Origin of the sequence: Pseudomonas sp. HS-18, from assembly GCF_020401845.1 — a bacterium.
GTDB lineage: Bacteria > Pseudomonadota > Gammaproteobacteria > Pseudomonadales > Pseudomonadaceae > Pseudomonas > Pseudomonas nitroreducens.
Genome location: NZ_CP084413.1, coordinates 2807313 through 2820220, shown reverse-complemented (window position 1 = coordinate 2820220; position 12908 = coordinate 2807313). Strand labels below are relative to the sequence as shown.

Sequence of the window (12908 nt, the reverse complement as noted above, 5' to 3'; positions counted from 1 at the left end):
CATGACACGCCTGCTGGTCGGCCCGTTCAACCGTGTCGAAGGTGACCTCGAAGTCCAGCTGGATATCGAGGACGGACGGGTGCGCTCGGCCCAGGTCAACGCCACCATGTACCGGGGCTTCGAACAGATCCTCCGTGATCATCCACCGCTCGACGCGCTGGTCTATGCCCCGCGTATCTGTGGCATCTGTTCGGTATCCCAGTCAGTCGCTGCCGCACGGGCGCTCGGTGCTTTGGCCGGCGTTCAGCCACCCGCCAACGGTTTGATCGCCACCAATCTGATGGCCGCGACAGAGAATCTCGCCGACCACCTGAGTCATTTCTACCTGTTCTTCATGCCGGACTTCGTGCGCCCGCTGTATGCCGACCGCCCCTGGTTCGCCGATGCGGTACAGCGTTTCACGCCGCACACCGGCAGCCAGCAGCGTCTGGCCCTGGCCGCGCGCAAACGCTGGCTGGACCTGATCGGTACGCTGGGCGGCAAGTGGCCCCACACCGGCTCCATCCATCCCGGCGGCTCCACCCGCGCCATCGATCCGGCCGAGCGCCTGCGCCTGTTGACGCGGGTGCGCGAGTTTCGCCAGTTCCTGGAGAACGAGCTGTTCGCAGCGTCCCTCGAGCGCATCGCCGGGCTCTCCAGTGAAGATCAGCTGTGGTCCTGGTACGCCGAAGCGCCGGGGCACGGCGACCTGCGTCAGTTCCTGCGAATCGTCCTGGACAGCGGTCTGGAACGCCTGGGCCAGGGGCCGGGACTCTACCTGTCCTATGGCGCCTATCCGCAGGCCGACGGCACGCTGGCTTTCCAACGCGGCCTGTGGGATGCGGCGACAAGGCAGGTCCGCCCGCTGGTACTGGATGAGATTCGCGAGGACGCGAGCCATGCCTGGCTGCACGATAGCGCAGGCCCGCTGCATCCCTCCGTCGGCGTGACCGAGCCTAGCCTGGACAAGAACACGGCCTACACCTGGAACAAGGCACCGCGCCTGGCCGGCGCCGTGCTGGAAACCGGCGCACTCGCCCGCCAGCTGATCCGCGGCCAGCCCTTGTTGCGCGAGGCAGCGGCTCGCTGTGGCGGTAGCGTCTACACGCGGTTGTTGGCCCGCCTGGTGGAGTTGGCACAGGTCATACCACTGATGGAGGGCTGGTTGCTCGCCCTGCGCACTGGCGAGCCTTATTATCTGGACTGCCCACTACCCGAAAACGGCAGCGCCGTCGGCCTCACAGAAGCAGCGCGCGGCGCGCTGGGGCATTGGCTCACGGTCGATCAAGGGCGAATCGCCAGCTACCAGATCATCGCCCCGACCACCTGGAATTTCTCGCCACGCGATGCCCAGGGCCGTCCCGGAGCCCTGGAGCAGGCCCTGGAAGGCGCCCCGGTGCAGCCTGGCGAACAGAATCCGCTAGCGGTGCAACATATCGTGCGCTCGTTCGACCCCTGCATGGTCTGCACCGTGCATTGACCCGGAGTATCGCCATGCAACGCCTGACCATTTCCCTCGACGACAACCTGGCCGATGCGCTTGACCAGTTGATTCGCGCCCAAGGGTACGGCAATCGCTCCGAGGCGCTGCGCGACATGCTGCGCCGGCACATCGAACAGTCGCGCCTGTGCCAGGACGCCGAGTCGCTGCACTGCGTCGCCAACCTCAGCTATGTCTACGATCATCACTCGCGCACGCTCGCCGGAAGAGTCATGACGCTGCAGCACGACCACCACGACCTGACCATTGCCAGCCAGCACGTCCACCTGGACCATGACCACTGCCTGGAAAGCCTGATGCTACGCGGACCGGTGGAGCAGGTCCGCGCCTTCGCCGAACGGCTGAGCGCCGAACGCGGCGTACGCCACGGCAATCTGAACCTGATCCCGGTGGCGACCTCGACCGATGATCACGTCCACCTGCATCCCACGAGCTGACACGCATGGCCCGCAAACCGCCGTCGCAACTGGACGAAGACGCCTGGCTGGAAGTCATCGTCAAGATGGATGAGGTTTACTCGCAACTGGTCCAGGACGAGATCGAACTGGAGCAGAAAAACGCCGAACTGGAGCAGTCGCAGCAGTTCATCGCCAGCATGCTGGCATCCATGTCGGACATCCTCCTGGCGTGCGATCCGCAGGGGCTGATCGAGGAGTCCAACCAGTCGCTGCGCAACCTGGTCAGCAGCGACGAAGCAGGCCTGCTCGGTCTTTCGGTCTACTCGTTACTTGGCGATGACGCCAGTATCCAGCGGCTGCGCAGCCTGCTCGGCGGCCTGCGCCGGGACAACGACAGTGCCAGCCTGGAAGTGAACTTTCGCGGCAACGCGGGAGAGTTGTTACCGGTCGACCTCAGTTGCACGGTACGCAGTGGCCTGCATGGTCGCTGCCTGGGGCACGTTCTGGTAGGCCGTCCACTGGGCGAACTGCAGCACGCCTACCGCCAACTCCATGAGGCCCACGAAGCGCTCAAGCGCACCCAGCAGCAACTGCTGCACGCCGAGAAAATGGCCTCCCTGGGACGCCTGGTCGCCGGCGTGGCCCATGAACTGAACAATCCGATCAGCTTCGTGCTCGCCAATGCCCACGTCCTGGGTGGCTATGGCAAACGCCTGCAGGACTACCTGCAAGCCGTACACGATGAGCAACCGATCGACCAGCGCGAGGTGCTGCGACGGCAACTGCGCATCGATCCGTTATTGGCCGACCTGCCGCTGTTGATCGAAGGTACGCTGGAAGGCGCGCAGCGCACCGCCGATATCGTCAGCGCACTCAAGCGCTTTTCCGCGATGGACCGCGGGCACCCCGGCGAAGCCTCGCTCAATGACGTTATCGAGCGTGCCATTCACTGGATCACCCGCGGCACCGCACCCGATCTGATCGTGCACTGGCAACCCGCCGACGATGTGCAGGTGCAGGGCAATGCCGGGCAGTTGCTGCAAGTGCTGATGAACCTCACCCAGAACGCCTACGACGCCGCGCGCCATGCTACGGCCGAGCCCCCGCAACTGTGGATCGAACTGACCCGCGAGCCCGGCTGGGCCAATCTGAGCCTGCGTGATAACGGCGCCGGCATCGCCGAACACCACCTCAGCCAGGTGTTCGAACCCTTCTTCACCACGAAGCCTGCCGGACAAGGCACCGGCCTGGGCCTGGCGATCAGTTACGGCATCGTCGAGCGGTGTGGGGGCACGCTGACGGCGGGCAATCACCACTCGGGCGGTGCGGAGTTCCACCTGCGCCTGCCGAGCCTGGACTGACCGCAACGGAGAATAGCTTTCCACTGCGCGAGCCATACCGGCAATCGACTCATCCGCACCACGAGCACCGGCCATTTGCCGCGCCCGAGGGATTGGCACAGCGCTTGTATGACGATTTTTTGATTCTTCATACAAGACAGCTGGAGACCCCATGCCTCACCCGGCCTCGCCCCGCTCCACCATCACGCTGTTCATCGGCCTGTTCAGCATCAATCTTCTAGCCTGGGCCTGGGCATTGGTCGCCTTCAGCGACTATCCGATGCTGCTGGGCACCGCTGTGCTCGCCTACAGTTTCGGCCTGCGCCATGCAGTGGATGCAGACCACATCGCCGCCATCGACAACGCCACGCGCAAACTGATCCAGGAGGGCCAGAGCACCGCCAGCGTCGGCTTGTATTTTTCCCTCGGCCACAGCAGCGTGGTGATCCTCGCCTCGGTACTGATCGCCCTCAGCGCTGCCAGCCTGCAGGACGAACTGGAAGCCTTCCACGGTATCGGCGCACTGATCGGGACCTCGGTGTCGGCGGCTTTCCTGCTGCTGGTAGCGCTGATCAACCTGGTGATCCTGCGTTCGGTCTATCGCGCCTTCCGCCGCGTCCGCCAAGGTGAGCGGCTCGGCGAAGCTGAACTGCAGGGCATGCTCACCGGCAGCGGCCCAATCGCACGCCTGGCGCGCCCGCTGTTCCGCCTCATTCGCCGAAGCTGGCATCTCTACCCGCTGGGCTTCCTGTTCGGCCTGGGCTTCGATACCGCCACGGAAATCGGCCTACTCGGCATTGCCGCGAGCCAGGCATCGCAGAACCTGCCGATGGTCTCGATTCTGGTGTTTCCTGCGCTGTTCACCGCCGGCATGGCCCTGGTCGACAGCGTCGACAGCGTGCTGATGACCGGCGCCTATCGCTGGGCCCAGGTGCGCCCTGCGCGCAAGCTCTACTACAACCTCACCATCACCTCCGCTTCCATATTGGTGGCGCTGCTGGTGGGTGGCATGGAAGCCCTCAACCTGCTGGCCGGGCAACTGGGACTGGAAGGCGCCGCCTGGGACTTCATTGCCGAAGTCAACGAGCAGTTCGGCTTGCTCGGCTACCTGATCATCGGCCTGTTCGTCGCTACCTGGCTGCTGTCCTGGGCGTTCTATCGCTACAAGGGCTATGACCGGCTGGACCTGGCATCGGCCTGAACAACTGATCACAGTGTTTCCAGTTCAGACCCCAAAGCGGTAATCAACTTTCCAGACAGGGCCCTCAGCGATTCTGGAAGACCACTACCTGACGGTGCGAAACCCTGCCGTACCGGCCTTTTCGGCCTGGAAAAAAGTCGTATCCCGTCATGCGACCAAATGGCACAGGTTTTGAAGTGGCCGGGTATGCCATTTCAACGCACGTCCCCATCGCACCCTGCAGCCTTTCGCCATGATCACGCGCCGGCTGCCCCTTCCTCCCCCGATCCCACCGTCACGCCGGCCTGCCGGTCCGCCGTGACGGTCCCTTACGCCGTGTCAGAAACGCCGGCGCAAGCCATTCCAGAGAGCAAGAAAAGCCTGGCCGAGGAGAAAACAAGTGACCGAAACCTTCTATGAAGTAATGCGCAGGCAGGGCATCTCGCGGCGCAGCTTCATCAAATTCTGCTCGCTGACCGCCACGTCGCTGGGCCTGGGCCCGGCCTTCATGCCGCAGATCGCCTGGGCCATGGAGAACAAACCGCGAACGCCGGTGCTCTGGCTGCACGGCCTGGAGTGCACCTGCTGCTCCGAGTCCTTCATCCGTTCTGCGCACCCGCTGGCCAAGGACGTCGTGCTGTCGATGATCTCCCTCGACTACGACGACACCCTGATGGCCTCCGCCGGGCACCAGGCCGAGGCGATCCTCGATGAGGTGATGACCAAGTACAAGGGCAACTACATCCTCGCCGTCGAAGGCAACCCGCCGCTGAACCAGGACGGCATGAGCTGCATCATTGGCGGCAAGCCCTTCGTCGAGCAGCTCAAGCGCGTCTCCCGCGACGCCAAGGCAATCATCTCCTGGGGTTCCTGCGCCAGCTGGGGCTGCGTGCAGGCCGCCAAGCCAAACCCGACCCAGGCGGTGCCGATCCACAAGGTGATCACCGACAAGCCCATCATCAAGGTGCCCGGCTGTCCGCCCATCGCCGAGGTGATGACCGGGGTAATCACCTACATGCTGACCTTCGACCGCATTCCGGAGCTGGATCGCCAGGGGCGGCCGAAGATGTTCTATAGCCAGCGCATTCACGACAAATGCTATCGCCGACCGAATTTCGACGCAGGCCAGTTCGTCGAGGCCTGGGACGATGACTCCGCGCGCAAGGGCTACTGCCTGTACAAGGTCGGCTGCAAAGGCCCGACCACCTACAACGCCTGCTCCACCGTGCGCTGGAACGGCGGCACCAGCTTCCCGATCCAGTCCGGGCACGGCTGCATCGGCTGCTCGGAAGAGGGGTTTTGGGACAAAGGCTCGTTCTACCAGCACCTGACCGACATCAACGCCTTCGGCGTGGAGGCCAACGCCGACCAGATCGGCCTGGCCGCTGCCGGCACGGTCGGTGCGGCAATCGCCGCCCACGCCGCGGTCTCCGCCATCAAGCGCGCCAGCAACGGCAAGGCCCATACCTCCACGCACGACGCCTGAACGCAGTACAGGAAGCCTGATCCATGAGCAATTATTCCACCCAGGGTTTCGATCTGGACAACAGCGGCCGGCGCATCGTCGTCGACCCCGTGACCCGCATCGAGGGCCATCTGCGTGTCGAGGTCAATCTCGATGCCAACAACGTGATCCGCAATGCCGTATCCACCGGCACCATGTGGCGCGGCCTCGAAGTCATCCTCAAGGGGCGCGACCCGCGGGATGCCTGGGCCTTCGTCGAACGCATCTGCGGTGTGTGCACCGGCTGTCACGCCCTGGCGTCGGTACGCGCGGTGGAGGACGCGCTGGGTATCCACATCCCGCCCAACGCCCACCTGATCCGCGAAATGATGGCCAAGACCCTGCAGGTGCACGATCACGTCGTGCACTTCTACCACCTGCACGCGCTGGACTGGGTCGACGTGGTCTCGGCGCTCAAGGCCGATCCCAAGGCAACCTCGGAGCTGCAGCAACTGGTTTCACCGGCGAATCCGAAGTCTTCTGCGGGCTACTTCCGCGACGTGCAGAACCGCCTGAAGAAGTTCGTCGAAAGCGGCCAGCTCGGTCCGTTCATGAACGGCTACTGGGGTAATCCGGCGTACAAGCTGCCGCCGGAAGCCAACCTGATGGCGGTCACCCATTATCTGGAAGCACTGGACCTGCAGAAGGAGTGGGTAAAGATCCACACCATCTTCGGCGGCAAGAACCCCCACCCCAACTATCTGGTGGGCGGCGTACCCTGCGCCATCAACATCGATGGCGACCTCGCCGCCGGCGCTCCGTTGAACATGGAGCGGCTGAACTTCGTGCGCGCCCGCATCGACGAAGCGCTTGAGTTCGTGCGCAACGTCTATGTGCCCGACGTTCTGGCAATCGGCACTCTGTACAAACAGCAGGGTTGGCTGCATGGCGGCGGCCTGGCGGCGAGCAACGTGATGGACTACGGCACCTATGCCAAGGTCAATTACGACGACAGCACCAACCAATTGCCCGGCGGCGCCATCCTCAATGGCAACTGGGACGAGATCCTGCCGGTGGATCTGCGCGACCCGGAGCAGGTACAGGAGTTCGTCAACCACTCCTGGTACCAGTACCCGGACAACGACAAGGGCCTGCACCCCTGGGATGGCATCACCGAGCCGCATTACGAGCTGGGCGCCGCCACCAAAGGTTCCCGCACCGCGATCGAGGAGATCGACGAAAGCGCAAAATACTCCTGGGTCAAGTCGCCGCGCTGGCGCGGCCATGCCATGGAGGTCGGTCCGCTGGCCCGCTATATCCTCGGCTATGCCCACGCACTCAAGGGCAACCCGCACTGCCAACGGGTCAAGGAGCAGTTGGAAGGCTCGCTGCAGGCGGTCAACCATGACCTGCCCCGCGCCCTTGGCCTGGGCGAAACCGACTACAGCGCCAAGCAACTGCTGCCGAGCACCATCGGCCGCACCCTTGCCCGCGCGCTGGAAGCGGAATACTGCGCGGAGATGATGGTCGACGACTGGAACGAGCTGATGGCGAACATCCGCAACGGCGACCGCGCCACCGCCAACGTCGAAAAGTGGGACCCCAAGACCTGGCCCGCCGAAGCCAAGGGCGTGGGCAGCGTTGCCGCGCCGCGCGGCGCGCTCGGCCACTGGATACGCATCAGGAATGGGCGCATCGAGAACTACCAGTGCGTGGTGCCCAGCACCTGGAACAGCAGCCCGCGCGACGGCAAAGGTCAGATCGGCGCCTTCGAGGCCGCACTGATGAACACCCCGGTCGCGGTGGCCGATCAGCCGGTGGAAATCCTTCGCACGCTGCACTCCTTCGACCCCTGCATGGCCTGCGCGACCCACGTGATGAGTGAGGAAGGCGTCGAGTTGAGCACGGTCACCGTGCGTTGAGCCACCCAGCAGCCAGACGCCGGGCGCCACCGCGCTCCCGGCGCACTTGAGGTGACGACATGTCCGAGCATCACAGCGAATACGTCTACGAGGCACCCGTGCGCCTATGGCACTGGATCAACGCCAGTTGCATCCTGGTGCTGGCGGTGAGTGGTTATTTCATCGGTTCGCCGCTACCCACCCAACCGGGCGAAGCCAGTGCCGACTTCCTGATGGGCTATATCCGCTTCGCCCATTTCGCCGCGGCCTACTTGTTCGCCATTGGCATCGTCGGCCGCGCCTACTGGGCTCTGGTCGGCAATCAGCATGCCCGCGAGCTGTTCTGGGTTCCCCTCACCAGCAAGGCCTACTGGCTCAGCTTCGGTGTCTGGCTGCGCTATTACCTGGCGATGGGACCGGTACCGAAACCGATGTTCGGCCACAACCCGCTGTCCCGATTCGCCATGGTGTTCGTCTTCCTGCTCACCTCGCTGTTCATGCTGGTGAGTGGTTTCGCCCTGTATGGCGAGGGCGCGCAGATGGGCTCCTGGCAGGAGCGCCTGTTCGGCTGGGTAATGCCGCTGCTGGGAGGGTCGAACAATGTGCGTACCCTCCACCACCTGGGCCTGTGGCTGATGGTCATCTTCATCATGGCGCATGTGTATGCCGCCGTGCGTGAGGAAATCTACGGCCGCCTGAACCTGATCGGCAGCATCATCACCGGCTACAAGAGCCTGAAGAAATGAACCCGACCTCCCCCTCGCCGCGCATCACCGTGCTCGGCATCGGCAACCTGCTTTGGGCCGACGAAGGTTTTGGCGTGCGCTGCGTCGAGGCACTGCAGCAACGTTACGAGTTCGCCGGCAACGTTACCCTGATCGATGGCGGCACCCAGGGCTTGTACCTGATCCAGCATGTGCAGCAGGCCGACTACCTGCTGATCTTCGACGCGGTGGATTACAACATGGCGCCCGGCACCCTCAAGTTCGTCGCGGATGACGAGGTGCCGCGCTTTCTCGGCGTGAAGAAGCTCAGCCTGCACCAGACGGGCTTCCAGGAAGTGCTGATGCTGGCCCAGCTCACCGGCCACTACCCTCAGCGGGTCCTGTTGATGGGTTGCCAGCCCGAGCGCATGGACGACTACGGCGGCAGCCTGCGCCCACCCGTAAAGGCCGCACTGGAGTTGGCCATCGACGCCGCCCGGCAGGTACTCGAGGACTGGGGAGGCGCGCCGCGTACACGGACCGCGCCGCTGCCTGAAGAGGAAGCCGTGACGATGCTGAACCTGGACCTGCAGCGCTACGAAAGCGAGCGCCCCAGCGAGCAGGATGCCTGCCGCGTCGGCGACGAACGCATCCTCGGGCGGCGCAGCTGACATGTGCATCGGCCTTCCCATGAACGTCCTCGCCGTCCGCCCCGGCGCAGCGCTTTGCAGCGACCGCCAGGGCCAGCAACGCTGGATCGACACCGTTCTGGTGGACGAGTGCGCCATCGGCGATTGGCTGCTGGTATTCATCGATGCGGCTCGCGAGCGCTTGGCGCCTGAACGCGCAGCGGAAATCCACGCCACCCTCACCCTGCTCGACGCCGCGCTGCACGGCGAACCCGCCGATAGCCAGCCCGCCTTTGCCCTGCCCTCGGCCATGAGCGCCGAGCACCTCGCCAGCCTGCTAGGCCAACCACTATCCAAGGAGACCCTATGAGCGAGTCCGCCGCCTTCCTGGCGCCCCTGCCTGCCACCCCCGACGTACCGCCGCTGATCACCCGCCTGGTCGAGCAATTCGCCGCCAGTTGGGTGGGCCTGGATAACCTCGATGCCTGGCTCGCCCAGTCCGGCGAAGCCTTGCTGCTCCTCTGCGGCGACCCGGTGCGCCATCCCGAAGGTCTCGACGTGGCGGTGATACTGCCCGAGCTGTGCAGGACGCTCGCTGCCCGCCACGATTGCCACCCGCGCCTGGGCGTTGGGCGCAGCGCGGACGAAGCAGCCCTGGCCGAGCGTTTCGCCCTGCGCCGCTGGCCGAGCATCATCTGGCTGCGCGATGGTGGCTACGTCACCCAGATCGACGGCATGCGCGACTGGGATGCCTACCTGCGCCTGGCCGAGGACGCCCTGCAGCAGGGTAACGCGCTGATCCCGCTGCGCAGCGAAGCCGTACAACCCGTGCCAGGAGGCTGCCAGTGAACGGCGCCCGTCCCATGGACCCGCTCCAGTACATCCCACTGATGGACATCGGCCCCGGCTCACAACCCGAGGACGACGCCACGCTGGAATACATCAGCATGCCGCAGGGCATGTACACCCACGCGTCGCCAAGGCTTCCCGAGCCTGAGGCGCTGGACGCCACGCCGGGCGCACGCCAGGCGTTGGGCGAAATCCTCCACATGCTGCGCAGCCGGCGCGCCGGCGATGCGCCGCCGAGCCTCGACCTGCATACCTATAGCGAGGCTGATCGAGTCCTGCTCGACCAACTGCTCGGCGAAGGCGAAGTCAGCGCGCGAATCGGCGGCGCCGACGGTGTACGCATCCAGGAATCGATTTTCGCCGGCGTCTGGCGTGTGTTCGGTGCCGGGCATGATTACATCGACGTGGACGCGGCCCCGGCATTGCTGCGGCGCACCACGAAGCTCGACGTCTCGACCGAGGTGTTCGTACCAGTGCTACCGCTGCCGGGAGGCGTGATGAACGCCCCGGCGCTCCTCACCGAACTGCAGGATCGCACCCTCAACTGGCGCCCCGGCAGCGCGGCTCATGTCATCAACCTCAGCCTGCTACCGCTCTCCGAACAGGATGTGCCCTTTCTCGACCAGCGCCTGGGTGAAGGCACCGTGCTGATCCTGGCGCGCGGCTACGGCAACTGCCGCATCAGCAACACCCGCGCGCCCAACTGCTGGCGGGTGCGTTACTTCAACTCCCAGGACGCGCTGATCCTCGACACCATCGAAGTCACCGACCTGCCCGAAGTGGTACTCGCCGCGCCAGAAGACATCGCCGACTCGCTGGAACGTTTCGAAGACGTCATCCAATGGTTCGAAAGTGAGCTTGCCGGGGCCGACCAATGAGCGAGCGTGCAGGTTTCGAAGGCAGCTACCTGGGCGACCGCAATCGGCTACCGGACGATGCACGCCTGGAATGCAAGATCTGCTGGTGGGTCTACGATCCGTCCCAGGGCGATCCGGTATGGCAGATCGCGCCGGGGACGCCGTTCGCGCAGTTGCCCGCACACTGGCGCTGCCCCAATTGCGATGGCGAGGCCGAGCAGTTCATGGTGCTCGATGACTGACCCGCTCGCCCGCGCCAAAGCCCTGGCGCAGCGCTTTCGCGAGATTGCCGACACGCGCATGCGCGGCCTGCCGTTACTCAACCCAGCACTGGGAGTCGAGGCAATCGATTTTGCCCCTCAGCGCCTGGGCCCGGAATCCAACAGTGGATTGCTCGGCATCCTCATCACGCCCTGGTGCATGAACCTGGTCTGGTTACCCGACGACACCCGGAACTCACCCGCCGAAGGCATCACCTGCGAGTATGCACTGGGTGGCGAACGCTTGAGCTTCATCGGCAGCGTCGATGAACGAATCGGCCATTACCGGAGCTGCTCGCTGTTCTCGCCCATGTTCGAGTTCCGCGACCCACAAAGCGCTCGGGATATGGCTCACCAGGTATTGGCCGCTCTACGCCGTCCGCCCGTTGAACAGCCGGCCAACCCGAGCCGCCGTGGCTTGTTCTTCCGCCTGGCAGGAGCCCGTCAATGAGTGTTGGCGAAGGCCTTTCGCGTCTGGCCGGTTCGCTACGCGTGCGCCCGGCGCAGCAGCCGGCACTGCTCGGTGGTCGCCCGCCACTGGCCGGACGCTTGCTGCGCGGGCAGCCGGCGGAAGCGGCAGTGCGTCATCTTCCGCTGATCTACAGCCTCTGCGGCCAGGCCCATCGGCTGACTGCCGAACTGGCGCTGCAAGCCGCGATACAGGGCGGCGGCGAGCCTGATGATCAGGCTCGCCAGCGCCTTCGCGAGGAAAACATCCGCGAACACCTGCGGCATATCCTGCTGGATTGGCCGCGTCTTCTGGCAGGCCCGCAATCCGGCGTGAAGCTGCTCTCGCCCCGGCCGGCTCAGAACCTCGACAGCTGGTTCGATGGCTCAGCCCAGGACTGGCTGCAACGTTGGCACACCGACCCACGCAAGGCTCTGCTGGAGTGGAGCCTCCATAGCCATCACCCTCTGGCCCGCCTGCTGCACGACTGCCGTCGGCGTGCTGAGGCGCTTGTGCTATCGGCCCAGGCACTGCCGACCACCCCGGCCAGCCTGCTGGAAATCGGCCGAAGCCTGGGCGGTGAAGAGGATTTCCTGCGCCGTCCCGAACTGTGCGGCGAACCACGCGAGACCGGCGCCTGGACGCGCGGACGGGAAACCCGCCCGGAGCGCTACGACACCGCCTGGCTGCGCCTGGGCGCACGCCTGGCCGACCTCGTCGAACTGAGTCAGGCGCCTGCCGCACCGCTGGAGATGGGCGCACTGGCTCTGGGCGAAAGTCAGGCGCTGGCCTGGAGCGAAACCGCCCGTGGCCTGCTGCTGCACCGGGTACGCCTCGAACCCGCCCCCGGCGGCTGGAAAATCTGTGACTACCGGATACTGGCACCTACCGAGTGGAACCTGCATCCTCGTGGAACGCTGGCGCGGGCGCTTGAGACCCTGCCCGACGATGCCATGGCAGCACGCCAGGCGGAACTGTTGCTGGCGGTATTCGATCCTTGCCTTCCCTACCGACTGGAAAGTCCCGTGCTCACCCCAGTCAATACCGCAGGAGCGTTGCACGATGCATGAGGTCAGTCTGGCCGGGGGCATTCTCGCCGCCGTTGACGACGCCGCGCGCAAGGACCCGTTCCGGCGCGTCAGCCGCCTGCGCCTGGAGGCCGGCAAATTGGCCGGAGTCGAGGTTGAGTCACTGCGCTTCGCCCTTGAGGCCATCGCTCCCGGCAGCCTGCTCGAAGGCGCACAGATCGTGATCGAACAGCCCGACGGCCAGGCCTGGTGTCTGGACTGCGCCACCAACGTACCGCTGGTCCAGCGCGGTGCTCCCTGCCCGCAGTGTGGCGGCTTCTGGCTGCAACCCAATGCCGGCACCCAATTGCGAATCCTCGACCTGCAGGTCGAGGACCACTGATCCCGCGA

At 65.0% G+C, this 12908-nt stretch carries 15 protein-coding genes; all 15 read left to right on the top strand.

Features of this window, described 5'->3' with window-relative positions; all coding sequences use genetic code 11:
• Position 1: 1 nt before the first annotated feature.
• A complete protein-coding gene (locus LDJ84_RS13210) occupies positions 2 to 1459 on the top strand; it encodes a nickel-dependent hydrogenase large subunit (protein ID WP_065084784.1) in 1458 nt (485 codons plus the stop codon).
• 14 nt (positions 1460 to 1473) lie between these two features.
• A complete protein-coding gene (gene nikR / locus LDJ84_RS13205; protein ID WP_024762400.1) occupies positions 1474 to 1917 on the top strand; it encodes a nickel-responsive transcriptional regulator NikR in 444 nt (147 codons plus the stop codon).
• Positions 1918 to 1922: 5 nt separating this feature from the next.
• Positions 1923 to 3239: a sensor histidine kinase gene (locus tag LDJ84_RS13200; RefSeq protein ID WP_037013168.1), complete on the top strand. Its 1317-nt coding sequence runs from the start codon at positions 1923 to 1925 to the stop codon at positions 3237 to 3239.
• Positions 3240 to 3390: 151 nt separating this feature from the next.
• Entirely contained in the window at positions 3391 to 4419 is a 1029-nt protein-coding gene (locus LDJ84_RS13195; protein ID WP_084357652.1) for a HoxN/HupN/NixA family nickel/cobalt transporter, read from the top strand.
• A 403-nt stretch (positions 4420 to 4822) separates the two neighbouring features.
• On the top strand, positions 4823 to 5884 hold the full coding sequence (locus tag LDJ84_RS13190) for a hydrogenase small subunit (RefSeq protein ID WP_037006519.1): 1062 nt from the start codon (positions 4823 to 4825) through the stop codon (positions 5882 to 5884).
• A 23-nt stretch (positions 5885 to 5907) separates the two neighbouring features.
• Positions 5908 to 7764 carry a nickel-dependent hydrogenase large subunit gene (locus LDJ84_RS13185; protein WP_226046442.1) on the top strand — a complete coding sequence of 619 codons (1857 nt, stop codon included), beginning with the start codon at positions 5908 to 5910 and terminating at the stop codon, positions 7762 to 7764.
• A gap of 59 nt (positions 7765 to 7823) precedes the next feature.
• On the top strand, positions 7824 to 8489 hold the full coding sequence (gene cybH, locus LDJ84_RS13180) for a Ni/Fe-hydrogenase, b-type cytochrome subunit (protein ID WP_038803164.1): 666 nt from the start codon (positions 7824 to 7826) through the stop codon (positions 8487 to 8489).
• Positions 8486 to 9118: a HyaD/HybD family hydrogenase maturation endopeptidase gene (locus LDJ84_RS13175; RefSeq protein ID WP_084357650.1), complete on the top strand. Its 633-nt coding sequence runs from the start codon at positions 8486 to 8488 to the stop codon at positions 9116 to 9118. The genes cybH and LDJ84_RS13175 overlap by 4 nt, the downstream gene beginning before the upstream one ends.
• A 19-nt stretch (positions 9119 to 9137) precedes the next feature.
• Complete coding sequence (locus LDJ84_RS13170; RefSeq protein WP_413247448.1) at positions 9138 to 9446, top strand: HypC/HybG/HupF family hydrogenase formation chaperone; 309 nt, start codon at positions 9138 to 9140, stop codon at positions 9444 to 9446.
• Positions 9443 to 9925 carry a hydrogenase gene (locus tag LDJ84_RS13165; protein WP_226046440.1) on the top strand — a complete coding sequence of 161 codons (483 nt, stop codon included), beginning with the start codon at positions 9443 to 9445 and terminating at the stop codon, positions 9923 to 9925. The genes LDJ84_RS13170 and LDJ84_RS13165 overlap by 4 nt, the downstream gene beginning before the upstream one ends.
• Positions 9922 to 10803, top strand: a complete 882-nt coding sequence (locus LDJ84_RS13160; protein ID WP_226046439.1) for a hydrogenase expression/formation protein — start codon at positions 9922 to 9924, stop codon at positions 10801 to 10803. The genes LDJ84_RS13165 and LDJ84_RS13160 overlap by 4 nt, the downstream gene beginning before the upstream one ends.
• Entirely contained in the window at positions 10800 to 11024 is a 225-nt protein-coding gene (locus LDJ84_RS13155; protein ID WP_037013159.1) for a rubredoxin, read from the top strand. The genes LDJ84_RS13160 and LDJ84_RS13155 overlap by 4 nt, the downstream gene beginning before the upstream one ends.
• Complete coding sequence (gene hybE / locus LDJ84_RS13150; RefSeq protein WP_226046438.1) at positions 11017 to 11493, top strand: [NiFe]-hydrogenase assembly chaperone HybE; 477 nt, start codon at positions 11017 to 11019, stop codon at positions 11491 to 11493. The genes LDJ84_RS13155 and hybE overlap by 8 nt, the downstream gene beginning before the upstream one ends.
• On the top strand, positions 11490 to 12560 hold the full coding sequence (locus LDJ84_RS13145; protein WP_226046437.1) for a HoxV: 1071 nt from the start codon (positions 11490 to 11492) through the stop codon (positions 12558 to 12560). The genes hybE and LDJ84_RS13145 overlap by 4 nt, the downstream gene beginning before the upstream one ends.
• Entirely contained in the window at positions 12553 to 12900 is a 348-nt protein-coding gene (locus LDJ84_RS13140) for a hydrogenase maturation nickel metallochaperone HypA (RefSeq protein WP_226046436.1), read from the top strand. The genes LDJ84_RS13145 and LDJ84_RS13140 overlap by 8 nt, the downstream gene beginning before the upstream one ends.
• The last annotated feature ends 8 nt before the right edge of the window (positions 12901 to 12908 follow it).